At 59.9% G+C, this 25,148-nt stretch carries 28 protein-coding genes; 12 read left to right on the top strand and 16 right to left on the bottom strand.

Going from position 1 to position 25,148, the window contains the following annotated elements; genetic code table 11:
- Positions 1-26: 26 nt before the first annotated feature.
- The 3 genes from cysN to AC07OG_RS13150 all read right to left on the bottom strand — a co-directional run bounded on the left by cysN (position 27) and on the right by AC07OG_RS13150 (position 3,873).
- Complete coding sequence (gene cysN / locus AC07OG_RS13160; protein WP_060542997.1) at positions 27-1,925, bottom strand: sulfate adenylyltransferase subunit CysN; 1,899 nt, start codon at positions 1,923-1,925, stop codon at positions 27-29.
- Positions 1,926-1,934: 9 nt separating this feature from the next.
- On the bottom strand, positions 1,935-2,852 hold the full coding sequence (gene cysD / locus AC07OG_RS13155; RefSeq protein WP_060542996.1) for a sulfate adenylyltransferase subunit CysD: 918 nt from the start codon (positions 2,850-2,852) through the stop codon (positions 1,935-1,937).
- A 262-nt stretch (positions 2,853-3,114) separates the two neighbouring features.
- The gene (locus tag AC07OG_RS13150) at positions 3,115-3,873 is read right to left on the bottom strand and encodes a Nif3-like dinuclear metal center hexameric protein (protein ID WP_495067212.1); all 759 of its coding nucleotides are present in this window, start codon (positions 3,871-3,873) and stop codon (positions 3,115-3,117) included.
- 103 nt (positions 3,874-3,976) lie between these two features.
- On the opposite strand from AC07OG_RS13150, the gene algW reads away from it, so the two are divergent.
- Positions 3,977-5,137, top strand: coding sequence for a Do family serine endopeptidase AlgW (algW, locus tag AC07OG_RS13145; RefSeq protein ID WP_495067211.1), 1,161 nt, complete (start codon positions 3,977-3,979; stop codon positions 5,135-5,137).
- A 126-nt stretch (positions 5,138-5,263) separates the two neighbouring features.
- Here the strand turns inward: algW and hisC are convergent, their stop codons facing one another.
- The 10 genes from hisC to AC07OG_RS13095 all read right to left on the bottom strand — a co-directional run bounded on the left by hisC (position 5,264) and on the right by AC07OG_RS13095 (position 13,203).
- Complete coding sequence (gene hisC, locus AC07OG_RS13140; protein WP_495067210.1) at positions 5,264-6,316, bottom strand: histidinol-phosphate transaminase; 1,053 nt, start codon at positions 6,314-6,316, stop codon at positions 5,264-5,266.
- A 2-nt stretch (positions 6,317-6,318) separates the two neighbouring features.
- Positions 6,319-7,644 carry a histidinol dehydrogenase gene (gene hisD / locus AC07OG_RS13135; protein WP_218425612.1) on the bottom strand — a complete coding sequence of 442 codons (1,326 nt, stop codon included), beginning with the start codon at positions 7,642-7,644 and terminating at the stop codon, positions 6,319-6,321.
- A 125-nt stretch (positions 7,645-7,769) separates the two neighbouring features.
- Positions 7,770-8,405: an ATP phosphoribosyltransferase gene (hisG, locus tag AC07OG_RS13130; RefSeq protein ID WP_060542991.1), complete on the bottom strand. Its 636-nt coding sequence runs from the start codon at positions 8,403-8,405 to the stop codon at positions 7,770-7,772.
- 127 nt (positions 8,406-8,532) lie between these two features.
- Entirely contained in the window at positions 8,533-9,798 is a 1,266-nt protein-coding gene (gene murA / locus AC07OG_RS13125; protein ID WP_495067209.1) for a UDP-N-acetylglucosamine 1-carboxyvinyltransferase, read from the bottom strand.
- 22 nt (positions 9,799-9,820) lie between these two features.
- Positions 9,821-10,060, bottom strand: a complete 240-nt coding sequence (locus tag AC07OG_RS13120) for a BolA family protein (protein WP_007912386.1) — start codon at positions 10,058-10,060, stop codon at positions 9,821-9,823.
- A 114-nt stretch (positions 10,061-10,174) separates the two neighbouring features.
- Positions 10,175-10,480, bottom strand: coding sequence for an STAS domain-containing protein (locus AC07OG_RS13115; RefSeq protein ID WP_060542989.1), 306 nt, complete (start codon positions 10,478-10,480; stop codon positions 10,175-10,177).
- Complete coding sequence (locus AC07OG_RS13110) at positions 10,477-11,118, bottom strand: MlaC/ttg2D family ABC transporter substrate-binding protein (protein WP_495067208.1); 642 nt, start codon at positions 11,116-11,118, stop codon at positions 10,477-10,479. Before AC07OG_RS13110 ends, AC07OG_RS13115 begins: the two co-directional genes overlap by 4 nt.
- Before the next feature lie 11 nt (positions 11,119-11,129).
- Positions 11,130-11,597: an outer membrane lipid asymmetry maintenance protein MlaD gene (mlaD, locus tag AC07OG_RS13105; RefSeq protein ID WP_060542987.1), complete on the bottom strand. Its 468-nt coding sequence runs from the start codon at positions 11,595-11,597 to the stop codon at positions 11,130-11,132.
- The gene (mlaE, locus tag AC07OG_RS13100) at positions 11,597-12,394 is read right to left on the bottom strand and encodes a lipid asymmetry maintenance ABC transporter permease subunit MlaE (RefSeq protein WP_495067207.1); all 798 of its coding nucleotides are present in this window, start codon (positions 12,392-12,394) and stop codon (positions 11,597-11,599) included. Before mlaE ends, mlaD begins: the two co-directional genes overlap by 1 nt.
- Complete coding sequence (locus AC07OG_RS13095; RefSeq protein WP_060542985.1) at positions 12,394-13,203, bottom strand: ATP-binding cassette domain-containing protein; 810 nt, start codon at positions 13,201-13,203, stop codon at positions 12,394-12,396. Before AC07OG_RS13095 ends, mlaE begins: the two co-directional genes overlap by 1 nt.
- Positions 13,204-13,480: 277 nt before the next feature.
- On the opposite strand from AC07OG_RS13095, the gene AC07OG_RS13090 reads away from it, so the two are divergent.
- From AC07OG_RS13090 to AC07OG_RS13045, 10 genes are all read left to right on the top strand, one after another.
- The gene (locus AC07OG_RS13090; RefSeq protein WP_060542984.1) at positions 13,481-14,455 is read left to right on the top strand and encodes a KpsF/GutQ family sugar-phosphate isomerase; all 975 of its coding nucleotides are present in this window, start codon (positions 13,481-13,483) and stop codon (positions 14,453-14,455) included.
- Positions 14,455-14,979, top strand: coding sequence for a KdsC family phosphatase (locus AC07OG_RS13085; protein ID WP_060542983.1), 525 nt, complete (start codon positions 14,455-14,457; stop codon positions 14,977-14,979). The genes AC07OG_RS13090 and AC07OG_RS13085 overlap by 1 nt, the downstream gene beginning before the upstream one ends.
- A 7-nt stretch (positions 14,980-14,986) precedes the next feature.
- Positions 14,987-15,559 (top strand): LPS export ABC transporter periplasmic protein LptC, encoded by a 573-nt coding sequence (gene lptC, locus AC07OG_RS13080; RefSeq protein WP_060542982.1) that lies wholly within the window; start codon positions 14,987-14,989, stop codon positions 15,557-15,559.
- The gene (gene lptA / locus AC07OG_RS13075) at positions 15,546-16,094 is read left to right on the top strand and encodes a lipopolysaccharide transport periplasmic protein LptA (protein ID WP_060542981.1); all 549 of its coding nucleotides are present in this window, start codon (positions 15,546-15,548) and stop codon (positions 16,092-16,094) included. Before lptC ends, lptA begins: the two co-directional genes overlap by 14 nt.
- Positions 16,094-16,819 carry an LPS export ABC transporter ATP-binding protein gene (lptB, locus tag AC07OG_RS13070; protein WP_007970262.1) on the top strand — a complete coding sequence of 242 codons (726 nt, stop codon included), beginning with the start codon at positions 16,094-16,096 and terminating at the stop codon, positions 16,817-16,819. The genes lptA and lptB overlap by 1 nt, the downstream gene beginning before the upstream one ends.
- A 184-nt stretch (positions 16,820-17,003) precedes the next feature.
- Positions 17,004-18,497 (top strand): RNA polymerase factor sigma-54, encoded by a 1,494-nt coding sequence (locus AC07OG_RS13065; protein ID WP_060542980.1) that lies wholly within the window; start codon positions 17,004-17,006, stop codon positions 18,495-18,497.
- Between the two features lie 74 nt (positions 18,498-18,571).
- Positions 18,572-18,880, top strand: a complete 309-nt coding sequence (gene hpf / locus AC07OG_RS13060; protein ID WP_060542979.1) for a ribosome hibernation-promoting factor, HPF/YfiA family — start codon at positions 18,572-18,574, stop codon at positions 18,878-18,880.
- Positions 18,881-18,892: 12 nt separating this feature from the next.
- Positions 18,893-19,357, top strand: a complete 465-nt coding sequence (ptsN, locus tag AC07OG_RS13055; protein ID WP_060542978.1) for a PTS IIA-like nitrogen regulatory protein PtsN — start codon at positions 18,893-18,895, stop codon at positions 19,355-19,357.
- Positions 19,358-19,359: 2 nt separating this feature from the next.
- Positions 19,360-20,217: an RNase adapter RapZ gene (rapZ, locus tag AC07OG_RS13050; RefSeq protein WP_060542977.1), complete on the top strand. Its 858-nt coding sequence runs from the start codon at positions 19,360-19,362 to the stop codon at positions 20,215-20,217.
- Positions 20,218-20,232: 15 nt separating this feature from the next.
- Positions 20,233-20,505: an HPr family phosphocarrier protein gene (locus tag AC07OG_RS13045; RefSeq protein WP_060542976.1), complete on the top strand. Its 273-nt coding sequence runs from the start codon at positions 20,233-20,235 to the stop codon at positions 20,503-20,505.
- Positions 20,506-20,649: 144 nt separating this feature from the next.
- Here the strand turns inward: AC07OG_RS13045 and pmbA are convergent, their stop codons facing one another.
- Complete coding sequence (gene pmbA, locus AC07OG_RS13040; RefSeq protein WP_060542975.1) at positions 20,650-21,996, bottom strand: metalloprotease PmbA; 1,347 nt, start codon at positions 21,994-21,996, stop codon at positions 20,650-20,652.
- A gap of 108 nt (positions 21,997-22,104) precedes the next feature.
- Between pmbA and yjgA the strand changes: the two genes are divergently transcribed.
- Positions 22,105-22,629: a ribosome biogenesis factor YjgA gene (yjgA, locus tag AC07OG_RS13035; RefSeq protein ID WP_218425613.1), complete on the top strand. Its 525-nt coding sequence runs from the start codon at positions 22,105-22,107 to the stop codon at positions 22,627-22,629.
- Between the two features lie 122 nt (positions 22,630-22,751).
- Here yjgA and tldD read toward each other — a convergent pair whose 3' ends face one another.
- On the bottom strand, positions 22,752-24,194 hold the full coding sequence (tldD, locus tag AC07OG_RS13030; protein ID WP_495067206.1) for a metalloprotease TldD: 1,443 nt from the start codon (positions 24,192-24,194) through the stop codon (positions 22,752-22,754).
- 12 nt (positions 24,195-24,206) lie between these two features.
- Positions 24,207-25,061, bottom strand: coding sequence for a carbon-nitrogen hydrolase family protein (locus AC07OG_RS13025; RefSeq protein ID WP_218425615.1), 855 nt, complete (start codon positions 25,059-25,061; stop codon positions 24,207-24,209).
- Between the last annotated feature and the right edge of the window lie 87 nt (positions 25,062-25,148).

The raw sequence follows: 25,148 nt of genomic DNA, 5'->3' as shown, positions 1-25,148 counted from the left end.
AACCGGAAGCTTGGTGCTATTCCTGCTTAGATCGCGCCGCGGCTACGCAACAGATCCAGCACCTGCTTCACGCCCTCTTCCAGCGAAACAGACTGGGTGTCGATCACCAGATCGGCATCCAGCGGCACATCGTACGGGAAGGATTCGCCCGGGATGTTATCGCCGGCAGCAGCGTACAGGCCTTGCGGGTCACGCTCGGCACAGACCGCCGGCGAGGCCTGGACGTAGACCGTCACCAGACGCTCTTTGCCGATCAGGTCCTTGGCCTGTTCACGACCTTCAGCACTCGGCGCAACGAACGCTGCCAGGGTCAGCAGGCCGGCTTCGTTGAACTGACGGGCGACGTGGGCCGCACGACGCCAGTTCTCGGTACGCCCGGCGCGATCCTGCGGCAGACCTTTGTTCAGGTCGTGACGCAGGTTCTGGCCATCGAGCACAAACACCGCACGGCCCAGGTCGAAGAGCTTGCGCTCGACGGCATAAGCCAGAGTGCTCTTGCCCGCGCCCGACAGGCCGCTGAACAATACGGTGGCCGGTTGCTGGCCGAAGCGCTGAGCGCGCTCTTCGGTAGCGACGTGAGCCAGTTTGCCGTGGTGCGTGCTGGTGCCGTGGGCCAAAGGCTGGGCGACGATCATGCCAGCGCCAACGGTGCCGTTGGTCAACCGGTCAATGATGATGAACGCGCCGGTGGTGCGGTTGCTGTCGTAACCGTCGAGGGCAATCGGCGCGTCGAGCGCGATCCTGACCTTGCCGATTTCGTTCAGCTGCAATGCGCTGGCCGGACCTTCTTCCAAAGTGTTCACGTCGACCTTATTGACGATGCTGGCAATCGAGCCCGGCACGTAACTGGTGGCGCGCTTGATGTCGTACTTCTTGCCCGGCAGCATTGGCTCTTCAGCCATCCACACCAGCATCGCTTCGAAGCTGTCGGTGACTGGCGGAACGTTGTCGGCATGCACCAAGAGGTCGCCACGGGAGATATCGATCTCGTCTTCCATGGTCAGCGTCACAGCCTGGCCAGGACCTGCGTGCTCCAGTTCGCCTTCGAAGGTGACGATGGACTTCACGCGGCTGCTCTTGCCCGAAGGCAGGACCACGACTTCGTCGCCTTTCTTGACGATGCCGCTGGCCAGGGTGCCGGCGAAACCACGGAAGTTCAGGTTTGGACGGTTGACGTACTGCACCGGGAAACGCAGGTCGGTAAAGTTGCGATCGCCCGCCACTTCCACGGTCTCGAGGATTTCCATCAGTGACTGGCCGGTGTACCACGGCGAGCGCTCGGACTTGTTCACCACGTTGTCGCCCTTGAGGGCAGACATCGGCACGAAGTGCATGCTGGTCGGCTTGAGCTTCAGGCCTTCGGCGAACGCCAGGTAGTCGGCCTTGATCGACTCGAACACGCCCTGGTCGAAGCCCTTGAGGTCCATCTTGTTGATGGCCACAACGATATGCTTGATGCCCAGCAACGAGGCGATGAAGCTGTGGCGACGGGTCTGGGTCTGCACGCCGTAACGGGCGTCGACCAGGATGATCGCCAGGTCACAGGTGGAAGCACCGGTGGCCATGTTGCGGGTGTACTGCTCATGGCCGGGGGTGTCGGCGATGATGAATTTGCGCTTGGCGGTGGAGAAATAGCGGTACGCGACATCGATGGTGATGCCTTGCTCGCGCTCGGCCTGCAGGCCGTCGACCAGCAATGCCAGGTCGATGTCTTCGCCGGTGGTGCCGACTTTTTTCGAGTCGCGGGTAATGGCTTCCAGGTGATCTTCGTAAATCATCTTGGAGTCGTGCAGCAGGCGCCCGATCAGGGTGCTCTTGCCGTCATCGACGTTACCGCAGGTCAGAAAGCGCAGCAGCTCTTTACGTTCGTGCTGGCCCAGGTAGGCGAGGATGTCCTCGCTGATCAAATCAGATACGTGCGACATGACAACCCCTTAGAAATAACCCTGACGTTTTTTGTCTTCCATGGAGCCGGCGCCATCGTGGTCGATGACACGGCCCTGGCGCTCGGAAGTTCGCGTCAGGAGCATTTCCTGAATGATGTCCGTGAGGCTTTCGGCCTCGGACTCCACCGCGCCCGTCAACGGGTAGCAACCAAGGGTACGGAAACGCACTTTCTTTTTGACGATACGGGCTTTGTCTTCATCGCTCAGGTGTTCGAGGATGCGCTCGTCGTCGATCATGATCAGGGTGCCGTTCTTCTCGATGACTTCACGCTCGGCGGCGAAGTACAGCGGCACGATCGGGATGCCTTCGAGGTAGATGTACTGCCAGATGTCCAGCTCGGTCCAGTTCGACAACGGGAAGACGCGGATGGATTCGCCCTTGTTGACCTTGCCGTTGTAGACGTTCCACAACTCGGGACGCTGGTTCTTCGGGTCCCAGCGATGCTTGCTGTCGCGGAACGAGTACACGCGCTCCTTGGCGCGGGATTTCTCTTCATCGCGGCGCGCACCACCGAAGGCGGCGTCGAAACCATGTTTGTCCAGGGCCTGCTTGAGGCCTTCGGTCTTCATGATGTCGGTGTGCTTGGCACTGCCGTGGGTGAACGGGTTGATGCCCTGCGCCACGCCGTCAGGATTGACGTGAGTGATCAGGTCGAGGCCCAGTTCCGCGACCATCTTGTCGCGGAAGCTGTACATCTCCTGGAATTTCCACTGGGTGTCGACGTGCATCACCGGAAACGGCAGCTTGCCCGGGAAGAACGCCTTGCGTGCCAGATGCAGCATCACGGCGGAGTCCTTACCGATGGAGTACAGCATCACCGGGTTATCGAACTCGGCGGCCACCTCGCGGATGATGTGGATGCTTTCCGCCTCCAGCTGTTTCAGATGCGTCAGTTTGTCGACCATGGCTACTCACGAAAGCTTTCTTATGAACGGCCAGCGGGCCGTGTTCGAGCGAGGAATCCTAGCACAGCGACCTCTTCTAATCAGGACGCCAACTAGATCGAAAAAATATATGAATATGCCTGCTCGTTTGGGCGATACGGGAGCTTCTGTAGGAGCGAGCAGGCTCGCGATGGTCGTCAACGATAACGCTGGAAACCTGACACCCGGCGTTGTTCTCAGGTTCATCGCGAGCATGCTCGCTCCTACAGTGTCGCGTTCACCGTCAGATCGGGTTCGGGCAATCGATGAAGATGTGTTCAAGGGCAAAGCGTCGTGCCAGGTAATCCCCCAGCGCCTGAACACCATAACGCTCGGTGGCGTGGTGGCCGGCGGCGATGAAGCTGATGTCGTTTTCCCGGGCACTGTGGAAGGTTTGCTCGGACGCCTCGCCACTGAGGAACAGGTCGCACCCGGCCATTACTGCCTGATCGATGTAGCCCTGGCCACCCCCGGTGCACCAGCCAACCCGACGGATCACCGCACTACCTTCAATCAACAGTGGCTCGCGGCCCATGACTTCCTGGACCCGTCGGGCGAAATCCCGGGGGGTCGCCGGTTCATTCAACGAACCGACCAGGCCGACGATCTTCAGGTTATCCGGATCGAGCGGGCCTTCGACGGTGATATCCAGCTGACGCGCCAACTGCACGTTATTGCCGACGTCCGGGTGCAGATCCAGGGGTAAGTGGTAAGCGAGCAGGCTGATGTCGTGCTTGAGCAAGGTCTTCAGGCGACGCTGCTTCATGCCAGTGATGCACGGATTCTCGCCCTTCCAGAAGTAGCCATGATGCACCAGCACCAGATCGGCGTTGGCTTGCACGGCGGCATCGAGCAGGGCCTGACTGGCGGTGACGCCGCTGACGATGCGCAGCACCTGCGGCCGCCCCTCCACTTGCAGGCCGTTGGGGCAATAATCGGCAATTTTCGAACTGCCAAGGTAACGGTCGGCTTCTTCGACCAGGGTGCTCAGGGCTACGGCCATAAAAGACTCCTAAATATCCCGTTCAGAGGCACGCGCGGCCTCGTATAATGCGCGACATTATGAGCGGTCTCATTCCGCCTGCAACTCTCTCAGGACGTGCTTAATGCTCAAGGCGCTGCGTTTTTCCGGCTGGCCGCTGTTGGCCGGCGTGCTTGTCGCTCTGTTAATCATCCAGCGTTACCCGCAGTGGGTCGGGCTCCCGAGCCTCGACGTCAATCTGCAACAAGCCCCGCAAACCACCAGCGTACAGCAAGGGCCGGTGTCTTACGCCGACGCGGTGACCACGGCCGCGCCGTCGGTGGTCAACCTCTACACCACCAAGGTCATTAACAAACCCTCTCATCCGCTGTTTGAAGACCCGCAGTTCCGGCGCTTTTTCGGCGACAACTCGCCCAAGCAAAAGCGCATGGAGTCGAGCCTGGGTTCCGGCGTGATCATGAGCCCGGAAGGCTACATCCTGACCAACAACCACGTGACCAGCGGTGCCGACCAGATTGTCGTGGCGCTCAAGGACGGGCGTGAGACCCTGGCCCGGGTGATCGGTAGCGATCCGGAAACCGACCTTGCGGTGCTGAAGATCGATCTGAAAAGTTTGCCATCGATCACGGTCGGTCGTTCCGACAACATCCGCATCGGCGACGTCGCGCTGGCCATTGGCAACCCGTTCGGCGTCGGCCAGACCGTGACCATGGGTATTATCAGTGCCACCGGGCGCAATCAGCTGGGCCTGAACAACTATGAAGACTTCATCCAGACCGATGCGGCGATCAACCCCGGCAACTCCGGTGGTGCGCTGGTGGATGCAAGCGGCAACCTGACCGGCATCAATACGGCGATTTTCTCCAAGTCCGGTGGCTCCCAGGGCATCGGCTTCGCGATCCCGGTGAAACTGGCGATGGAGGTGATGAAGTCGATCATCGAACACGGCCAGGTGATTCGCGGCTGGCTGGGCATTGAAGTGCAGCCGTTGACCCAGGAACTGGCCGAGTCCTTTGGCTTGTCGGGACGTCCGGGAATTGTCGTTGCGGGAATTTTCCGCGACGGTCCGGCGCAGAAAGCCGGCCTGCAACTGGGCGATGTGATTCTTGCCATCGACGGCGAGCCGGCGGGTGATGGTCGCCGTTCGATGAATCAGGTGGCGCGGATCAAACCGACCGACAAGGTGTCGATCCAGGTGATGCGCAACGGCAAGGAACTCAAGCTGAGCGCGGAAATCGGCCTGCGTCCGCCGCCGGCTCCGGTCAAAGAGAAAGAAGAAGACTGAAGCCGTATACAAGAACCAATATGGGAGCGGGCTTGCTCGCGAAAGCGGTCGATCAGTCAACATTTCTGTTGAATGAAAAACCGTATTCGCGAGCAAGCCCGCTCCCACATTAGGGTTAGTCGTGGGTTAAAGATCGCCAAGACCGTCAATCAGCGCCTGGTTCTGCTCAGGTGTGCCGATGGAGATCCGCAGGAACTGCGCAATCCGCTCCTGCTTGAAGTGGCGCACGATCACGCCCTGCTCGCGCAGTTTCGCCGCCAGCCCTGCCGCGTCATGCTGCGGATGCCGGGCAAAAATGAAGTTCGCTGCCGACGGCAACACTTCAAAGCCCTTGGCCTGCAACTGCGCGATCACCCACTCACGGCTCTCGATGACCAGACGGCAAGTCTTGTCGAAGTACTCGCGATCCTCGAACGCCGCCGCCGCGCCGACATTCGCCAGACGGTCCAGCGGATAGGAGTTGAAGCTGTTCTTGATCCGCTCCAGCGCCTCGATCAGCTCCGGGTGCCCAACCGCCAGGCCAACCCGCAGGCCCGCCAGCGAACGGGACTTGGACAGGGTTTGAGTCACCAGCAGGTTCGGATAACGGTCCACCAGACTGATCGCTGTCTCGCCGCCGAAGTCGATATAAGCCTCATCCACAACCACCACCGAGTTCGGGCTGGCCTTGAGGATTTGCTCGACCGCGTCCAGTGCCAGCAGGCAACCGGTCGGCGCGTTCGGGTTAGGGAAAATGATCCCGCCGTTCGGCTTGGCGTAGTCCGCCGGGTTGATCTGGAATTCCTCATCCAGCGGCACTGCATCGAACTTGATGCCGTACAGCCCGCAATACACCGGGTAGAAGCTATAGCTGATGTCCGGGAACAGAATCGGCTGCTCGTGTTGCAACAGACCGTGGAAAATGTGCGCCAGCACCTCATCCGAACCGTTGCCGAGGAACACCTGATTGCTCTGCACGCCGTAATACTTGGCGACTGCATTTTTCAGCAGATCGCTGTTCGGGTCCGGGTACAGGCGCAGGTTGTCATTGAGTTCGGTCTGCATCGCCGCCAAGGCTTTTGGCGACGGACCGTACGGGTTCTCGTTGGTGTTGAGCTTGACCAGTTTGGTCAGCTTCGGCTGCTCACCCGGCACATAAGGCACCAGATCCTTGACGAACGGGCTCCAGAATTTGCTCATGCTCAGTTCCCCTTCGCTTCGTCTTTGATGCGGTATTCGGCGCTACGTGCGTGAGCGCTCAGCGATTCGCCACGGGCCAGCACGGAAGCAGTCTTGCCCAGTTCTGACGCACCTTGCTCGGAGCAGAAGATGATCGACGAACGTTTCTGGAAGTCGTAAACACCCAGCGGCGAGGAGAAACGCGCAGTACCGGAGGTCGGCAACACGTGGTTGGGACCTGCGCAGTAGTCGCCCAAGGCCTCAGAGGTGTGGCGGCCCATGAAGATTGCGCCAGCGTGACGGATCTGCGGCAGCCAGGCTTGCGGATCGGCGACCGACAACTCCAGGTGTTCCGGAGCAATGCGGTTGGCGACTTCGATGGCCTGCTCCATGTCGCGAACCTTGATCAGTGCACCACGGCCATTGATCGAGGTTTCGATGATCGCGGCACGCTCCATGGTCGGCATCAGCTTGTCGATGCTGGCGGCAACCTTGTCGAGGAACTCGGCATCCGGGCTGACCAGAATCGCCTGAGCGTCTTCGTCGTGCTCGGCCTGGGAAAACAGGTCCATGGCGATCCAGTCCGGATCGGTCTGACCGTCACAAACCACGAGAATTTCCGAAGGGCCGGCAATCATGTCGATACCGACCTGGCCAAACACGTGGCGCTTGGCGGTGGCGACATAGATGTTGCCCGGGCCTACCACCTTGTCGACCTTCGGCACGCTTTCGGTGCCGTAAGCCAGCGCGGCAACCGCTTGGGCACCACCGATGGTGAACACACGGTCAACGCCGGCGATGCAAGCGGCGGCCAGTACCAGCTCGTTGATTTCACCGCGCGGAGTCGGTACGACCATGACCACTTCGGTGACACCGGCGACCTTGGCCGGAATCGCGTTCATCAACACCGACGACGGGTACGATGCCTTGCCACCCGGGACGTACAGGCCGGCACGGTCCAGCGGCGTGACTTTCTGGCCCAGCACGGTGCCGTCGGCCTCGGTGTAGCTCCAGGAGTCCTGCTTCTGCTTTTCGTGGTAGCTGCGCACACGGGCGGCGGCGACTTCCAGGGCTTCGCGCTGGGGCACGGAGATACGGGTCAGTGCCAGTTCCAGACGCTCGCGCGGCAGGATCAGGTCGGCCATGGACGCTACGTCCAGGCCGTCGAACTGGCGGGTAAAGTCCACCAGTGCCGCGTCGCCACGCTCACGCACAGCCTTGATGATGTCCAGCACCCGCTGATTGACCGAGTCGTCAGACACACTTTCCCAGCTCAGCAGATGATCCAGATGATGCGCGAAATCCGGGTCAGCAGCGTTGAGTCGGCGAATTGCAGTCGGTGCGGTCATAGCGAGAGCCTCATAGGAATGGCAAAAACTCAGGCGCCCTAACTTAGCAGTCGTTTCCGCTTGGGCACCTGAGATTCTGGCTATGAGGCGGATAGACGGGCGCAACTTAACGTCGCGCAGGTGAATCAGCCGCGGTGTCGAGACTCCACTGCCTTGCGCAGGGTGTCGATCAACGCCTGGATACGGGCGTGCTGCATTTTCATCGAAGCTTTGTTGACGATCAGCCGGGAGCTGATGGCAGCAATGAAATCCTGTGGCTCCAGGCCATTGGCCCGCAGCGTGTTACCGGTGTCGACAACGTCGATGATCTTGTCCGCCAGGCCGATCAGCGGCGCCAGCTCCATCGAGCCGTAAAGCTTGATGATATCGACCTGACGACCTTGCTCGGCGTAGTAGCGCTTGGCGACGTTGACGAACTTGGTGGCGATGCGCAGGCGGCCCTTGGGCTCGATCGCACCGACTTTACCGGCGGTCATCAGCTTGCATTGGGCGATCTGCAGGTCCAGTGGCTCGTACAGGCCCTGGCCGCCATATTCCATCAGCACATCCTTACCGGCCACGCCGAGGTCCGCGGCACCATGCTCGACGTAGGTCGGCACATCGGTAGCGCGCACGATCAGCAGACGTACATCGTCCTGGGTCGTGGGGATGATCAGCTTGCGGCTCTTGTCCGGATTCTCGGTCGGCACGATGCCCGCTTCAGCCAGAAGCGGCAAGGTGTCGTCAAGGATGCGGCCCTTGGACAGTGCGATAGTCAGCATGGGAAACGTCAGCCCTTAATCAGCAATCTTATGCCCGGACGCAATCGGCGCCGGACACGCATCGAGCCGGAAACCGGCTCGACTTATATCAATCCAACAGGCACGTCCCTGTGCCCATGCAGCACTACTAGCCCGGAACGCGACGGATCTTGGCGCCCAGCATCTGCAGTTTCTCTTCGATGCACTCGTAGCCACGGTCTATGTGGTAGATGCGATCGATCAAGGTGTCGCCTTCGGCAACCAGGGCCGAGATCACCAGGCTGGCCGAAGCACGCAAGTCGGTCGCCATGACTGGCGCGCCCTTGAGTTTTTCGGTGCCGGTGACGATCGCAGTGTTGCCTTCGACCTGGATTTTGGCGCCCATGCGGTGCAGTTCGTAAACGTGCATGAAACGGTTTTCGAAGATCGTCTCGATCACGGCGCCCGTGCCTTCGGCAACGGCGTTGAGGGAGATGAACTGCGCCTGCATGTCCGTCGGGAACGCCGGGTACGGAGCGGTCCGCACGTTGACGGCCTTGGCCCGCTTGCCGTGCATGTTCAGTTCGATCCAGTCTTCGCCGCAAGTGATTTCGGCACCCGACTCGCGCAGCTTTTCCAACACCGCTTCGAGAATGGTCGGATCGGTGTCCTTGACCTTCACACGACCGCCAGTCACGGCCGCCGCCACCAGGTAAGTACCGGTTTCGATACGATCGGGCATGACCTTGTAGGTGGTGGTGTGCAGACGCTCGACGCCATCGATGGTGATGGTGTCGGTGCCGGCGCCGGAAACCTTGGCGCCCATGGCGTTGAGGAAGTTGGCCAGGTCGACCACTTCAGGCTCGCGAGCGGCGTTTTGCAGTACGCTGCGGCCCTTGGCCAGAGCGGCGGCCATCATGATGTTCTCGGTACCGGTTACGCTGACGGTGTCGAAGAAGAACTGCGCACCGCGCAGGCCGCCTTCAGGCGCCTTGGCCTTGATGTAGCCGCCTTCGACATCGATGACCGCGCCCATGGCTTCCAGGCCACGGATGTGCAGGTCGACCGGACGCGAACCGATGGCGCAACCGCCAGGCAACGCGACTTCGGCTTCACCGAAGCGGGCAACCATCGGGCCCAGCACCAGAATCGAAGCACGCATGGTTTTAACCAGTTCGTACGGAGCGATCAGGGTCTTGATGGTGCGCGGGTCGATTTCGACGCTGAGTTTTTCGTCGATCACCGGCTCAATGCCCATGCGACCGAACAGCTCAATCATCGTGGTGATGTCGTGCAGGTGCGGCAGGTTGGCCACGGTTACCGGGCCGTCGCACAGCAGGGTGGCAGCCAGGATCGGCAGGGCAGAGTTCTTTGCCCCGGAGATGCGGATTTCGCCATCAAGACGAACGCCACCGGTAATAATCAATTTATCCATAAGAATCTCGACGCCCTTGGGCTCAGGTGCGCTCGGCCCAGGCCGCGCTGCTGAAAAATTTCATAGTGACCGCATGGATGCTGCCATCGGTGATCCATGGGTTCAAATGGGCATAGATCTGCTGCTGACGCTTGACCGGGCTCAATGCCGCCAGTTCATCGCTAATCACGTTCAGCTGGAAATTGCAGCCTTCGCCCTCAACTTCCACCAACGTTCCGGGCAGCTTTCCTTCAAGGAAGCTCTTCACTTCTACGGCCTGCATGCTCAACCTCAATCGGCGCCCTGTGCGCGCGGGTCGGACATCATACAAAAAAGCCCCGCGCCTGCGAACCCCGCCAAGCAGGACTCGGACGGGGGGCTTGTTTGTCGATGCGGGTTAGGGATGCGCCAACAGCTCGGTCAGCTCACTGACCTGGGCGATTTCGCGCATGTCTTCTGGCATCCCGCGGATGCTCAACGGCTTGCCGGCCGCCTGCGCATCGCGCATGAAGCACAGCAGCAGCGACAGGCCGATGCTACTGGACTTCGTCACCGCCGAACAATCAACCACCAGCGCAGCAGCCTTGCTCGCCTTGATCAGCGCCTGGCCCTGCTCGCGCAGGCCCGGGCCGCTGCGATAATCCAGCACACCGCTGAGCTGTAGCTCGCCAGCCTCGTTCATTTGAACGGCGGACTCACTCATTGGCTTTGTTTCTCGGTGGACTGCTTGGCCTTGGCAACTTCTCCGGCCCAACCATTGATGGTCTTGTCCAGATCATTGCCATTGCGCTGCATCGCGTCAGCGAACTGGTCACGGAACAGTTTGCCAATGTTGATGCCATTGATGATCACGTTGCGCAGTTTCCATTCGCCATTGATCTTTTCCAGCGTGTAGGAAACCGGGTAGATCGCGCCGCTGCTGCCCTTGACCGTCATGCCGACGCTGGTGCGGTCGCCCGACTCGTCCTTGGGCGGGTCAACGACGATGCCCTGATTGTTGTACTCCAGCAAGGCATTGCCATAGAACTGAAACAGACCTTTTTTGAAGTTCTCTTCAAAGGTTTTCATCTGCGCAGGCGTGGCCTTGCGCGAGTACTTGACCGTCATGATGCTCTTGGAAATACCCTCGGCATCCACGACAGGACCGACAATGCTGTCGAGCGCCGCATAAAAGTCCTGCGGATCCTGCTTGTACTTTTCTTTGTTGGCCGCCAGATCGGCAAGCATACGATTGGTAGTGTCCTGTACCAGATCGTGTGCCGAAGGCGCCGCCACTGCGTTGGCCACCAACGGCAGCGCCGCGAGCATTACCAACAGGCCACGTCGCAAGATAGAGATCATTTAACAGTTCCTCATTTAGCTTCTTTGCTAACGGTATTGAGCAGGAATTTACCGATCAGGTCTTCCAGCACAAGCGACGACTGGGTGTCGTGGATGGTTGCGCCATCCGCGAGCAGACTTTCTTCCCCGCCGACACTGATGCCGATGTACTTCTCGCCCAACAGGCCCGCAGTCAGGATAGAGGCGGTAGAGTCAGACGGCAGGTTATCGACGCGTTTTTCCAGCTCCATGGTCACCCGACCGGTAAAGCTGTCGCGATCCAGATCGATCGCGGTCACCTTGCCGATGGTTACACCGGCCATGGTCACCTTCGCTCTGACCGTCAAACCGGCGATATTGTCAAAATATGCGTAAAGTTTATAAGTGTCAGTGCTCGGGCTCGGCGACAGGCCGCTGACCCGCAACGCCAGCAACAACAAAGCCAGGATGCCAGCCAGCAGGAAAAGGCCGACACCGATTTCCAGGGTGCGGTTTTGCATCAGAAATCTCCAAACATCAAGGCGGTCAGAATAAAGTCCAGGCCGAGTACAGCCAACGAGGCGTACACAACGGTCTTGGTAGTGGCACGACTGATCCCCTCGGAAGTGGGTTCACAATCATAGCCTTGGAATACGGCGATCCAGGTCACGACAAAGGCAAAGACAACACTTTTGACGATCCCGTTCAGGACGTCATCGGTGAATGTCACGCTGTTCTGCATGTTCGACCAGTAGGAGCCCTCATAGACGCCCAGCCAGTCCACCGCCACCCACGAACCACCCCAGATGCCCACCACGCTGAAAATCATCGCCAGCACCGGCAGGGAAATGAAGCCGGCCCACAGGCGCGGGGCAATGATGTACTTGAGCGGGTCGACCCCGATCATTTCCAGACTGGACAACTGCTCGGTGGATTTCATGTTGCCGATTTCGGCTGTCAACGCCGAACCGGCACGCCCGGCGAACAGCAAGGCCGTCACCACCGGCCCCAGTTCACGCAACAGCGTCAGCGCAACCATCTGCCCGACAGCCTGCTCGGAACCATAGCTGGACAGGATGTTGAAGCCTTGCAGGGCCAGCACCATGCCGATGAACACCCCGGAGACCACGATGATCACCAGGGACATGACGCCCACCGAATGCAGCTGCTTGATCAGCAACCCGAAACCGCCGCCAATGCCACCGCGACCGAGCAGGGCATGAAACAGGAACAGCGTCGCACGCCCGAACACCGCCAGCGCATCAATGGCTGCGTGGCCGAACCGGCGTACACGTTCTATTAATGAAGTTTTGCGCATCAGCGCTTCCCCAGAAGATCTGCGCGGTAATCCGTCGCTGGAAAGTGATACGGCACCGGCCCATCAGGCTCACCGGTCATGAACTGGCGAATCCGTGGGTCATCCGAGTTCATCAACTCGTCTGGCGTGCCCTGCCCCAGCACCTGGCCGTCGCCCACCACATAGATGTAGTCGGCAATGCTCGCGGTCTCGGCCAGATCGTGGGAAACCACGATGCTGGTGATACCCAGCGCATCGTTGAGCAAGCGGATCAGGCGCACCAGAACGCCCATCGCGATAGGGTCCTGGCCGACAAAGGGCTCGTCATACATGAGGATCTGCGGATCCAGGGCAATCGCCCGGGCCAGCGCGACACGACGCTTCATGCCACCGGACAGTTCGTCGGGCATCAGGTCGATAGCGCCACGCAGGCCCACGGCCTGCAATTTGAGCAGAACGATGTCGCGGATCATTTCTTCCGGCAGCCGGGTGTGGACCCGCAGCGGAAAGGCGACGTTCTCGAACACATCGAGGTCGGTAAACAATGCGCCGCTCTGAAACAGCACGCCCATATGCTTGCGCGCATCGAACAGGTCGCTGCGCGAAAGCTCCGGCAAATTCTGCCCATTGACCCAGACTTCGCCGCTGGTAGGCCGCAACTGGGCGCCCATCAAACGCAGGAGCGTGGTCTTGCCGCACCCGGACGGCCCCATGATGCCCGTGACCTTGCCGCGCGGTATGCGAATATCAACGTTATTGAAAATGCTCCGCGCACCGCGCTTGAAGGTCAGTCCCTTCAGCTCGACCGCGTAGGCGTTATCGGCACTCATCTAAACTCCTTGCGATGCAGCCTCTTGCTCGGGCGCCTGGCTTTCCAGCGAAAGCACATACCTCCCGGGCAGGCCGAACAGGCGGCGAACTATATCACTGCAAAGGCCACGCGCCCAAGGCTAAAGCCGGGCCATGTGCAACAACATGAATGACTGAAAGCTTCTTTATAGAGGCTTCGTGGTAACAAGGAGTGACAATGCGCGACGAACTAGCGTGAGGGATTCGATCATAACCGCTATAATCGCCGCCTTTTCATCGGGCTATACGATTTCAGACATGAGCCAATCCAGCGACCTGATTCAATCGGCACAACGCACCATCCGCCTCGAGGTAGAGGCCGTACAAGGCCTGCTGCCCCATATCGACGCGGATTTCGTACGCGCTTGCGAGATGATTCTGGCCAGCAAAGGCCGCGTGGTGGTGGTCGGCATGGGCAAATCCGGGCACGTCGGCAACAAGATCGCCGCCACCCTGGCCAGCACCGGCACAACGGCTTTTTTCGTGCACCCGGCCGAAGCCAGCCATGGTGACATGGGCATGATCACCCGTGACGACATCATTCTGGCGCTCTCGAACTCCGGCTCCACCAATGAAATCGTCACCCTGCTGCCACTGATCAAGCGCCTTGGCATCAAGCTGATCAGCGTGACCGGCAACCCCGAGTCGGCGCTGGCCAAGGCTGCCGAGGTCAACCTCAATGTTCACGTCGAGCATGAAGCCTGCCCATTGAACCTGGCGCCCACCTCGTCGACCACCGCAGCACTGGTCATGGGCGATGCCCTGGCTGTTGCGCTGCTGGAAGCCCGCGGCTTTACCGCCGAAGACTTCGCCTTCTCCCACCCCGGTGGTGCACTGGGTCGACGGCTGTTGCTGAAAGTGGAAAACGTCATGCACGCCGGCCAGGAACTACCACAGGTGCAACGCGGCACCCTGCTCAAGGACGCGCTGATGGAAATGACCCGCAAGGGCCTGGGCATGACCGTGATCCTGGAAGCCGACGGCAAACTGGCGGGGATCTTCACCGACGGTGATTTGCGCCGCACCCTGGACCGCAGCATCGACATCCACAGTGCCACCATCGACCAGGTCATGACCGCCCATGGCAAGACTGCCCGGGCCGAGATGCTCGCGGCCGAAGCACTGAAAATCATGGAAGACCACAAGATCAACGCGCTGGTCGTGGTCGACGGCGACGACCGCCCGGTCGGTGCCTTGAACATGCACGACTTGCTGCGCGCAGGAGTAATGTAATGACCATTGACCTGATGCAACGTGGCAAGCAGATCAAACTGGCGGTTTTCGACGTCGACGGCGTCCTCACCGACGGGCGCCTGTACTTCCTCGAAGACGGCAGCGAGTTCAAGACCTTCAACACCCTCGACGGCCAGGGCATCAAGATGTTGATGGCAGCCGGCGTACAGACAGCTATCATCAGTGGCCGCAAGACCCCGGTGGTCGAGCGACGGGCCAAGAACCTCGGCATCCCGCACCTTTATCAGGGACGAGAGGATAAACTGGTGGTACTGGACGAACTTCTCGCCCAACTCAATCTAAGCTATGAACAGGTCGCCTATCTTGGCGACGACCTGCCGGACCTGCCGGTGATTCGCCGCGTAGGCCTGGGCATGGCGGTGGCCAACGCCGCCAGCTTCGTGCGCGAACACGCCCACGGCATTACCGTTGCCCGTGGCGGCGAAGGTGCCGCACGCGAATTCTGCGAATTGATCCTGCGCGCCCAGGGCCGCCTCGATGCGGCCAACGCTGCGTACCTGTGAGCCCACTATGCTGAGCAAAAAGTTTCGCAACACACTACTGTTCGGTTGCATCGCTGCGATATTCGCCGCGGTCGGCTATTGGAACATCAGCCCTGAACGTTTCCTCGACAAGCCGGTTGTGCCTGTCGATGAAAGTGCCATCGACTATTACGCCATCAATGCGCACAGTGTGCAGTTCCTGCCGGACGGCGGATTGCAATACGAAATGACGTCGGACAAGGTCGAACACCTCAAGGCGACCGAAGTGACACTGCTGACCAACCCCGACCTGAATATGTTTCGCGGTACGGAGTTTCCATGGCATGTCCAGAGTTTGCGCGCTGAAGTAAACCCGGACGGCACGGAAGTCGAATTGATCGATGACGTGCGCATCACCCGCTTCGACGAGAAAAACCGAAGAACCCTGATCACCAGCACCCGCATGACGGTGTTCCCGCAGCAAGAATATGCGCAGACCGAGCAAGACGTTAGAATCGACGGCGCTGGCGGTGTATCGACTGGCAAGGGAATGAAAGCGTATTTGAAAGAAAGCAGGATACACCTGCTATCGAACGTAAGAGGACAGTATGAGGCTCGTTAAAACCCTTCCGATTTTGCTCAGTCTGGGCGCAGCACTGGGAAGCGTGAGCGCCTGGGCTCTGCCGGACGATCAACAACAGCCTATTCGCATTCAGGCCGACGACGCCCAACTGGACGACAAGAACGGTGTTGCCACCTACACCGGCGACGTAATCATCACCCAGGGCTCGATGAAGGTTACCGGCAACAAGGTAACCATGACCCGCACCCCCAACGGTGACATCGACGTGGTGACCTCGGTGGGCAATCTGGCCTACTTCGAGCAGTTGCAAACGGCTGGTGATACCAAGCCTGTGCAGGGCTGGGGCGTGACGATCCAGTACCACGCCGCGCAAAATCGCGTCGTGCTGATCGACAAGGCCAAAGTTGTCGACAAGGACAACAACATCACCCAGGGCGAGAAAATCGTCTACGACACCGAGAAGAAGCTCGCCAGCGCCGGTCGCGCTACCGGCAGCAAGGTGACCGAGTCGCGCCCGCGCATCGACATGGTTATCCAGCCGAAGAAGAAAACCGACGAGAAAAAGGCCCAGTAATGGCAACTCTGAAAGCTCAGCATCTGGCCAAGAGCTACAAGAGCCGCCAGGTCGTACGTGACGTCAGCCTGTCCATCGACAGCGGTCAGATCGTCGGCCTGCTCGGCCCCAACGGCGCCGGCAAGACCACCTGTTTCTACATGATCGTAGGCCTGGTGCAGGCTGATCAGGGTCGCGTGCTGATCGACGACCTGGACGTCAGCCACCAGCCAATGCACGGCCGTGCAAAGGCCGGCATCGGCTATCTGCCGCAGGAAGCATCGATCTTTCGCAAACTCTCGGTGGCCGACAACATCATGGCGATCCTCGAGACCCGCAAGGAACTCGACAAGGCCGGTCGCCGCAAGGAGCTGGAAAGCCTGCTGCAGGAATTCCACATCAGCCACATCCGCGACAACCTCGGCATGAGCCTGTCCGGCGGTGAGCGCCGCCGCGTGGAGATCGCCCGGGCACTGGCCACCAACCCGAAATTCATCCTCCTGGATGAACCTTTCGCCGGCGTCGACCCGATTTCGGTGGGCGACATCAAACAGATCATCTACCACCTCAAGGCCAAGGGCATTGGCGTGCTGATCACTGACCACAACGTCCGTGAAACCCTGGATATCTGCGAAACCGCCTACATCGTCAACGATGGCCAATTGATCGCCGAGGGCGACGCCGAGACCATCCTGGCCAACGACCTGGTGAAGGAAGTTTACCTGGGCCATGAGTTCCGCCTGTAAGCGCTGAGGTGTCTGGCAGGTCGCCAGAGTGCTTATCTCGATAAAAAATCAACACTTTTTTATTGTTACAGCGCTCTAGGCAAACACTGCAGTTTCGGGCATATAATTTGCTTATGTTTGGCGCTTCGGCGCCCTGTAGTGGATGGCGCATGTGCGCCGGCGAATAAGGTGTTAAGCCCCTGCCATGAAACCATCGCTAGTCTTGAGAATGGGCCAGCAGCTGACGATGACACCGCAGCTGCAACAGGCCATCCGCCTGCTCCAATTGTCGACCCTGGACCTGCAACAGGAAATCCAGGAGGCGCTGGAGTCCAATCCGATGCTCGAACGCCAGGAAGAAGGCGACGACTTCGACAATTCCGACCCCCTGGCCGACAGTGCCGAACAGAAGCCCAATACCGACATTCAGGAGCCTTCCTACCAGGAAAGCGCCCCCACGGTGGATAACCTGGAGGAAGGCGACTGGAACGAGCGCATTCCCAACGAGCTCCCCGTCGATACAGCGTGGGAAGACGTTTATCAGACCAGCGCCAGCAGCCTGCCAAGCAACGATGACGACGAATGGGATTTCACCACCCGCACATCGGCTGGCGAAAGCCTGCAAAGCCACCTGCTGTGGCAGTTGAATCTGGCGCCGATGTCCGACACCGATCGGCTGATAGCCGTCACCCTGATCGACTGCATCAACAATCAGGGCTACCTGGACGAGACACTCGAGGAAATCCTCGAAGCCTTCGATCCGGAGCTGGACATTGAACTGGACGAAATCGAAGCCGTCCTGCACCGCATCCAGCAATTCGAGCCCGCTGGCATCGGCGCCCGCAATCTGAGCGAGTGCCTGCTGCTGCAATTGCGCCAGTTGCCGGCCAAGACCCCTTGGCTGGCCGAGGCCAAGCGCCTGGTCAGCGACTACATCGACCTGCTGGGCAGCCGCGACTACAGCCAGCTGATGCGCCGCATGAAACTCAAGGAAGATGAGCTGCGCCAGGTGATCGAACTGGTTCAGAGCCTCAACCCTCGGCCCGGCTCGCAGATCGAGTCCACCGAAGCCGAGTACGTCGTACCGGACGTCATCGTGCGCAAGGACAACGAGCGCTGGCTGGTCGAACTGAATCAGGAGTCGGTGCCACGCCTGCGCGTCAACGCCCAGTACGCCGGTTTCGTGCGCCGCGCCGACACCAGCGCCGACAACACCTTCATGCGTAACCAGTTGCAGGAAGCCCGCTGGTTCATCAAGAGCCTGCAAAGCCGCAACGAGACCCTGATGAAAGTGGCGACCCAGATCGTCGAGCACCAGCGCGGTTTTCTCGAGTACGGCGATGAAGCCATGAAGCCGCTGGTCCTGCATGACATCGCCGAAGCGGTGGGCATGCACGAATCGACGATTTCCCGGGTCACCACCCAGAAGTTCATGCACACCCCTCGGGGAATCTATGAACTGAAATACTTTTTCTCCAGCCACGTCAGCACCTCCGAAGGCGGTGAATGCTCGTCTACGGCGATCCGCGCGATCATCAAAAAACTGGTTGCCGCGGAAAATCAGAAAAAGCCATTGAGTGACAGCAAGATCGCTGGTTTACTGGAAGCACAAGGCATTCAGGTGGCTCGCCGCACCGTCGCCAAATACCGCGAATCCCTCGGGATCGCGCCTTCGAGCGAACGTAAGCGGTTGATGTAGAGCCACGCCACAGCGTTCCAGTGGTAGATCATCTGATCTACCGCTTTATGCACTGGCAACGAAGGAGAAGCTGTATGCAAGTCAATATCAGTGGACACCAACTGGAAGTGACCGAACCTCTTCGCACCTACATCGGCGAAAAACTCGAACGATTGGAAAGGCATTTCGACAAGATCACCAACGTGCAGGTCACGATGACAGTCGAAAAGCTGAAGCAGAAAATCGAAGCCACCTTGCATATTCCCGGTAGTGAAGTAGTCGCAAACGCAGAACATGACGACATGTATGCGGCTATCGACTCACTCACCGACAAGCTGGATCGCCAACTCAAAAAGCATAAGGAAAAGACCCAGAGCCTCCTTCAGGGCGCAACCGGTCGTTAACACTCCCAACCCATGATCCGACTTGAAAGTATCCTGACCCCCGGCCGTTCCCTGGTGAACGTGCCGGGCGGCAGTAAAAAGAAAGCCCTCGAACAAATTGCCAATCTGATCGCCCGCGAAGTGCCGGGCATGGAGATGCAAGATGTCTTCGAGGCATTGATTGCCCGTGAAAAACTCGGTTCCACCGGGTTTGGCAACGGCATCGCCATTCCCCATTGCCGCCTCAAGGGCTGCAATTCGCCCATCAGTGCCTTGATGCACCTGGACGCACCCATCGATTTCGACGCCATCGACGGCGCACCGGTTGACCTGCTGTTCGTACTGCTGGTCCCGCAAGCCGCTACCGATGCGCACCTTGAGTTGCTGCGGCAGATCGCCAGCATGCTCGACCGCAAGGAAGTACGGGAAAAGCTGCGTAGCGCCCCAAGCAACGAAGCCTTGTATCAGGTTGTCCTGGACGAGCAGAACGGTCAGTAATCATGCGCTTGATCATCGTCAGTGGCCGTTCCGGCTCAGGTAAAAGTACCGCCCTCGATGTACTCGAGGACAACGGCTATTACTGTATCGACAACCTGCCTGCCGGGCTGCTGCCGGAACTCGCGCAAACAGCGCTGATCCACACTGAACTGACTCAGCCGCTGGTGGCCGTATCCATCGACGCGCGCAACCTGCCAAGCCACCTGTCGCGCTTTCCCGACCTGCTCGAGGAAGTTCGCAGTCGCCATATCCATTGCGATGTCCTGTACCTGGACGCTGACGAAGAGACCCTGCTCAAGCGCTTCTCGGAAACCCGCCGGCGCCACCCACTGAGCAATGCCAACCGTTCGCTGGCCGAAGCCATCAGCGTCGAGAGCCTTCTGCTCGGGCCCATCGCTGACCTCGCCGACCTGAAAATCAACACCACCAGCCTGAACCTGTATCAGCTGCGTGATGCCATCAAGCTGCGCCTGCTGAACCAGCCGGAACCCGGCACCGCGTTTCTGGTGGAGTCTTTCGGATTCAAGCGCGGGATGCCGGTGGATGCCGACCTGGTGTTCGATGTGCGCTGCCTGCCAAACCCCTATTGGAAACCGGAGTTGCGCGAGCAGTCCGGTCTCGATCAGCCGGTTGCCGAATACCTTGCAGCGCAGCCGGATGTCGAAGAGATGTTCCAGGATATTTCCACATATCTGCTAAAGTGGCTGCCGCGTTTTGCCGCCAGCAACCGCGCGTACGTCACCATTGCCATTGGCTGCACCGGCGGGCATCACCGCTCCGTGTACCTGACCGAACGTCTTGGCCAGGTCCTGCAACAATCTCTGAAGAACGTCCAGGTTCGCCACCGCGACCTCAGCTAAAGGATTCACACCGCGATGCCTGCTCTGGAAATCGAAATCATCAACAAGCTGGGGCTGCACGCCCGCGCTTCTGCGAAATTTGTTGGGGTGGCAGGTCAGTACCCGTGCCAGATCCGGGCCGGTCGTACACCCACATCGATGGTCGATGGCAAAAGCATCATGGCCATGATGATGCTCGCGGCTGGCAAAGGCACAACGATTCATTTGAGTACTGAAGGCGAGCAGGAAGATGAAGCGCTGGCCGCGCTGGTGGCGTTGATCAACAACTTCTTCGACGAAGGCGAGTAACAGTCAGGATCAAGATCAAAAGATCGCAGTCTTCGGCAGCTCCTGCATTGGATTACTTGCAGGAACTGACGAAGGCCGCGATTTTTTGATCTAAAAAAAAGCGCCACCCGATGGGTGACGCGCCTTTTGTGTTGCGACCGGGAATCAGCTACCCGCCACCATCATCCGCTCGATCAATACCGAACCCGTGCGAATGTTGCTGCGCAGCTCCAGATCATTACCGACCGCGACAATCTGCTTGAACATGTCGCGCATGTTGCCGGCGATGGTCACTTCCTGCACCGCGAACTGGATTTCGCCGTTCTCGACCCAGTAACCCGCCGCTCCACGGGAATAATCGCCGGTGACCATGTTCAGTCCCTGCCCCATCAACTCGGTGACCAGCAGGCCGCGCCCCATACGGCGCAGCAAGGCCGCCTGGTCTTCATCGCCATGGGTGACGAACAGGTTGTGCACGCCGCCAGCGTTAGCGGTGCTCGGCATGCCGAGCTTGCGGCCGGAGTAGGTGCCAAGGATGTAGGACACCAACTCGCCTTTTTCGACGAACGGCTTGGCATAGGTCGCCAGGCCATCACCGTCGAACGCGGCGCTGCCCATGGCACGCATCAGGTGTGGACGCTCATCGATGGTCAGCCACTCCGGAAACAGCTTCTGGCCCAGGGTGCCTTCGAGGAAGGATGACTTGCGATACAGGCTGCCACCGGAAATCGCCGACAGGAAACTGCCAAACAGACCACCGGCCAATTCAGCGGAAAACAGCACCGGTACTTCGCAGGTCGGCACCGGACGCGCGCCCAGACGACTGGCTGCGCGTTGCGCGGCACGCTGGCCGATGCTCACCGGGTCAGCCAGCAAGTTGCCCTGGCGATTGACGTCGTACCAGTAGTCGCGCTGCATCTGACCGTCGGCCTCGGCAATCATCACGCAGCTCAGGCTGTGCCGGGTCGACGCATAGCCACCGACAAACCCGTGGCTGTTGCCATAGACACGGCAGCCCTGATGGGTATTGAGCGTGGTGCCGTCGGCATTCTTGATCCGGCTATCGGCCGCAAACGCCGCCGCTTCACAGGCCAGGGCCTGCTCGATGGCCTGTTCCGGGGTGATATCCCATTGGTGGAACAGGTCGAAATCCGCTAGATCTTTGGCCATCAGCGCGGCATCTGCCAGACCCGAGGCCTCGTCTTCCGAGGTGTGTTTGGCGATGGCCAGGGCGGCGGCGACGGTTTCGCGAATCGCGTCCGGACCGCTGGCCGAGGTGCTGGCCGAGCCTTTACGCTGGCCGACGTACAGGGTGATACCAAAGCCCTGGTCGCGATTGAACTCGACCGTTTCGACTTCACGCTGGCGCACCGTGGTCGACAGGCCTTGCTCCAGGGACACCGCAACTTCACAGGCACTGGCGCCCTGGCGCTTGGCTTCAGCGATGATCTGCTCGACTTGTTCCTGCAGTGCCGGCAACGCTTGTGGGCCGACGCTTTCAACTGCACTCATGCTGTTCTCCACTCAAATTCTGCTTTCGGTAACGGTCATCGAGCGACCGGGCCGGACAAGCGGCCCCCGACTGGTTATCATGGCGGCGTTTCTTTGCGGACGGCCACCATGGTTGATTCTTACGATGACTCCCTCGATACGGGAGAAAAAAGCAAATCCCAGGTTAAACGCGAGCTGCATGCTCTGGTTGACCTCGGCGAGCGCCTTACAACACTCAAGCCTGACTTGCTGGCAAAACTGCCCCTGACCGACGCATTGCGCCGGGCTCTGGCCGATGCGCCCAAGCACACCGCGAATATCGCGCGTAAACGGCACCTTCAGTTCATCGGCAAACTGATGCGCGATCAGGACATTGACGCCATTCTTGTTCTGCTCGACCAACTTGATGCCTCCACTCGCCAATACAACGAACGTTTCCATAACCTGGAGCGCTGGCGCGATCGATTGATTGCCGGCGACGACGCGGTACTGGAAAAATTCGTCGTCGAATACCCGGACGCGGATCGCCAGCAATTGCGTTCCCTGGTCCGTCAGGCCCAGCACGAGGTTGCGCAAAACAAGCCTCCTGCTTCCAGCCGTAAAATCTTCAAGTACATCCGTGAACTGGACGAGACTCAACGCGGTCTGCGCTGAGCCCCGCCCTCTGTAGGAGCGAGCATGCTCGCGATGAACTCAATGACACCGCTGGGTGTCAGGATGCCAGCGTTATCGTTGACGTCCATCGCGAGCATGCTCGCTCCTACAGGTGTATCCCCTTACGCGCCCGTGCCACCCACGGTAATTGCATCAATCTTCAGCGTTGGCTGACCGACACCCACCGGCACCGACTGCCCGTCCTTGCCACACGTCCCCACACCGCTGTCCAGCGCCAGGTCGTTACCGACCATCGACACTTTGCTCATGGCTTCAGGACCGTTGCCGATCAGGGTCGCGCCTTTGACCGGTGCGGTAATCTTGCCGTCCTCGATCAGGTACGCCTCGCTGGTGGAGAACACGAACTTGCCGCTGGTGATGTCCACCTGACCGCCGCCGAGATTGGCGCAGTAGATGCCACGCTTCACCGAGGCGATGATTTCCGCCGGATCGCTGTCACCACCGAGCATGTAGGTGTTGGTCATGCGCGGCATCGGTAGATGCGCGTAGGATTCACGCCGACCGTTGCCGGTACGGGCCACGCCCATCAGGCGCGCGTTGAGTTTGTCCTGCATGTAGCCTTTGAGTACGCCGTTTTCGATCAGCGTGGTGCACTCGGTCGGGGTGCCTTCGTCATCGACGCTCAATGATCCGCGACGGCCGGCCAGGGTGCCATCATCGACGATGGTGCAGAGTTTCGACGCAACCATTTCACCCATGCGCCCGCTATAGGCGGAACTGCCCTTGCGGTTAAAGTCGCCTTCCAGACCATGGCCGACGGCTTCATGCAGCAGCACGCCCGACCAACCGGACCCAAGCACCACCGGCAAGGTACCCGCCGGTGCCGGGATGGCTTCGAGGTTGACCAGGGCCTGGCGCAACGCTTCGCGGGCGTAGCTCATGGCGCGGTCTTCGCCGAGGAAATAACGGTAATCGGTCCGCCCGCCACCGCCATGGCCGCCGCGTTCGCGGCGGCCGTTCTGTTCGACGATCACACTGACGTTGAAGCGCACCAATGGCCGCACATCCGCCGCCAGGCCGCCGTCGGTGGAGGCCACCAGAATCCGTTCCCAGACACCGGCCATGCTCACGGTAACCTGCTGGATGCGTGGATCCAGGGCGCGGGTTGCGGCGTCGACGCGCTTGAGCAAATCGACTTTTTCAGCGCGGGTCAGGACTTCCAGCGGATTATCCGGACCGTACAGCTGGGCCACCTCCTGGGTGGTGAAGGCCTGGACGGTACCGCTTTGCCCCGCGCGAGAGATCGAACGGGCCGCTCGCGCTGCCGCCCCGAGGGCTTCCAGCGTGATGGCATTGCTGTAGGCGAAACCGGTTTTCTCACCCGATTGCGCGCGCACGCCGACCCCTTGGTCAAGGTTGAAGCTGCCTTCCTTGACGATGCCGTCTTCGAGGGCCCAGGACTCGGATATCTGCCCCTGGAAATACAGGTCGGCGGCATCGATGCCCGGGCCGGCCAGATCGCCGAGCACGCCTTGCAAGCTCTCGATCGTCACGCCGCCGGGCGCCAGGAGGTGTTCACTGACTGAGGACAACAACTCGCTCATATGCTTTACGCCTTAAATTCGTCGTTCTGATGCAGGTCGCCGGGCGCCCTGCGAGAAAAAGCGCCGGTGACTGGACACCGGCATCCGCGCCCTGATGGACGCCTGTTCGCTGCTGTCACGCTCGGCCAGCAGCACGGCTTCACCTTGGTCCTGTTGCGCCAGCACTCGCCCCCAAGGGTCGATGATGGCGGCATGCCCGAAGGTTTCCCGCGGCCCCGGGTGTGTTCCACCCTGGGCAGCCGCGAGGACATAACATTGAGTCTCGATGGCCCGAGCACGGATCAGTACGTCCCAATGCGCCGCACCGGTTACCGCGGTAAACGCCGACGGTGCAGTAATCAACTCCGCCCCGGCGGCACGCAATTCGCTATACAACTCGGGGAAGCGCAGGTCATAACAAACCGTCAGGCCGACGCGACCGACCGGCGTGTCCGCCACCACTACCCCGCTGCCATAAGCATAGTCATCGGATTCGCGATAACGGCCACGATTGTCCGCCACATCCACGTCGAACAGGTGCAACTTGTCATAGCGCGCAACAATTTCGCCCTGATCATCGACCAGTAACGAGCAGGCATGCACCTTGGCCGTCGGTTGATCCACCGGCGGCAACGGCAAGGTGCCGGCCACTATCCATAACTTGAGGTCGCGCGCAGTCTGTTTCAACCAGGGCAGGATCGGGCCTTCGCCCTGCGCTTCGGCCCGGCCGATGTCGGCGATGTCGCGCCGGCCCATGGCGGCGAAGTTTTCCGGCAGGACAGCCAGCTTCGCGCCGCCTTGCGCCGCTTGCTCCAGCAGTCGGCGGGCCTGGGCCAGATTGGCCAGCACATCGCTCTGACTGACCATTTGTATCACCGCTACCGACATGGCCTGTTCCTTATCGAGATCATTACATACCTGTAGGAGCGAGCTTGTTGCGCGGTGGCAGTCCGACGATGAAATTGAAACTGAGCT

It is taken from the genome of Pseudomonas sp. GW821-FHT09H03 (assembly GCF_059415945.1).
Note: the sequence above shows the minus strand (reverse complement) of the source record. Positions and strands in the feature narration are given on the sequence as shown.